The organism is Methylobacterium trifolii (assembly GCF_022179685.1).
Taxonomy (GTDB): Bacteria; Pseudomonadota; Alphaproteobacteria; order Rhizobiales; family Beijerinckiaceae; genus Methylobacterium; species Methylobacterium trifolii.
Map to the genome: position 1 here is coordinate 1 of NZ_BPRB01000390.1, position 1977 is coordinate 1977.

3 protein-coding genes are annotated in these 1977 nt (G+C 72.0%); 1 reads left to right on the plus strand and 2 read right to left on the minus strand.

The genetic code is table 11. The features are described from left to right. The coding region (locus COGEMETH_RS24995) for an FAD-dependent monooxygenase (protein ID WP_238185365.1) at positions 1 to 727 on the plus strand (727 nt) is incomplete at its 5' end. 24 nt (positions 728 to 751) lie between these two features. Here COGEMETH_RS24995 and ppa read toward each other — a convergent pair. Together ppa and COGEMETH_RS25005 are read right to left on the minus strand one after the other, a co-directional pair. Beyond that, positions 752 to 1285 carry an inorganic diphosphatase gene (ppa, locus tag COGEMETH_RS25000; RefSeq protein WP_238185366.1) on the minus strand — a complete coding sequence of 178 codons (534 nt, stop codon included), beginning with the start codon at positions 1283 to 1285 and terminating at the stop codon, positions 752 to 754. A 208-nt stretch (positions 1286 to 1493) separates the two neighbouring features. Next, positions 1494 to 1955 (minus strand): GNAT family N-acetyltransferase, encoded by a 462-nt coding sequence (locus COGEMETH_RS25005; protein WP_238185367.1) that lies wholly within the window; start codon positions 1953 to 1955, stop codon positions 1494 to 1496. Between the last annotated feature and the right edge of the window lie 22 nt (positions 1956 to 1977).

The window sequence follows — 1977 nt, forward strand, 5'->3', positions numbered from 1 at the left end:
CCGCCTGCGGGAGGCGGCGCGGATCGGCTGGGTCGGCTGGTCCTATCCGCAGACGGGCATCGTCGCCACGGTCGGCCACGACCGTCCCCATGGGGGGCGGGCCTTCGAGCATTTCCTGCCGGGCGGCCCCTTCGCCATCCTGCCGCTCTCGGACGGCGGCAGCCTCGGCCACCGCTCCTCCATCGTCTGGACGGAGCGGGCCGGCGACGTGCCGGCCCTGCTGGGCGGCGACCCGGTCGACGTTCTGGCCGAGATCGAGCGGCGCTTCACCCCCGATCTCGGGCGCCTCGCGCTGGAGGGGGGCCCGAGCGCCCATCCCCTGGCCTTCGGCATCGCCCGCAGCTTCATGGCCGAGCGCCTCGCCCTCCTGGGGGACGCCGCCCACGTGATCCACCCGCTCGCGGGCCAGGGCCTGAACCTCGGCCTCGCGGACGCGGCGGCCCTGGCGGAGGCCGTGACCGGGGCGCTGCGCCTCGGCCTCGATCCCGGCGGCCCGGACGTGCTGACCGCCTACGAGCGCGCCCGCCGCTTCGACACCCTGGCCATGGCCGCGGCGACGGACGGGCTGAACCGGCTGTTCGCGAACGATTTCCTGCCCGCGCGGCTGGCCCGCGATTTCGGTCTGGGGCTTGTGGACCGCCTGCCGGGGCTGAAGCGGTTCTTCATCGGGCAGGCCGCGGCCTCGCGCGGGGCGCAGCCGCGGCTGTTCCGGGGCGAGGCGCTCTGAGGCGCCCCGCCGGGATCATGCGGGCTACGCCTTGTTCTTCGCGCGCTCGACGCCTTCGAGGATCAGCCGGTGGGCCTCTTCCCTGTCGCCCCAGCGCACGAACTTGACCCACTTGCCGGGCTCCAGGTCCTTGTAGTGCTCGAAGAAGTGCTGGATCTGGTGGATCGTGATCTCGGGCAGGTCGGTGTAGTTCTCGACGCGGTTGTAGCGCTGCGTCAGGTGGCGCGAGGGCACGGCGATGATCTTCTCGTCCTCGCCGCCCTCGTCCTGCATCACCATCACCCCCACGGGGCGCGCGCTGATGATGGCGCCGGGCAACACCGCGCGGGTGTTGGCCACCAGCACGTCGCAGGGGTCGCCGTCGCCCGACAGGGTGTGGGGGATGAAGCCGTAATTGCCGGGATAGAACATCGGGGTGTAGAGGAAGCGGTCGACGACGAGGGCACCGGACTCCTTGTCCATCTCGTACTTGATCGGCTCGCCGCCCAGCGGCACCTCGATGATCACGTTGACGTCGTGCGGCGGGTTCTTGCCGAGCTTGATCGCGTCGATGTTCATGGTTCTGGCGCTTCCGGACCTTGGGGGACGATCCCGTTCTGCCCGTGTCTTAGTGCCCGCGCCCGGCAAAGCAAATCGGCCCTTTCGGGGGGCCGGCGACGATTGCGCCCGAGCGTCAGTCCGAAGGGGCCGAAGCCGTCGATCGGCGACGACCTGGCGGCTTTTCGGGCATGCGGAGATCGAGGCCGGGCGAGACCGGCGAAAAACGTCAGCCGAACAGGTAGCCGACCTTGGGCAGCGGCACGCCCGCCACCCGGTCGAGGGTGCGGGGGCCGGCCGTGCCCCCGAGCCCGGCATAGAAGGCGGCCGCCCGCGCGTTCTCCTCCAGGGTCCAGGCGCCGATTCGGGGCAGGCCGTGGTCGGCCAGGTCGTTGCGGACCGCCCGGAACAGGCGCCGCCCGAGGCCGAGGCCCTGGTATTCCGGCAGGAGGTAGAGTTCGTCGACCTCCCCCTCGACGCCCAGCGTCCGGCTGCGGGTCCGGCCGTAGGCGGCGTAGCCCACCACGGTCTCGGCGCTGTCCACCACCGCGATCGGCCGGCCGCGCCTGAGGGCGCCGCGCCACCAGGAATCGTCGCGCTGCGCGATCAGGCGTTCCAGGGCGACGCCGGGGATGATCCCGCGATAGGCCTCGCGCCACGCTGCATCGAACACCCGCGACAGCGCGCCGATATCCGCGCTGTCGCGGGTGTTC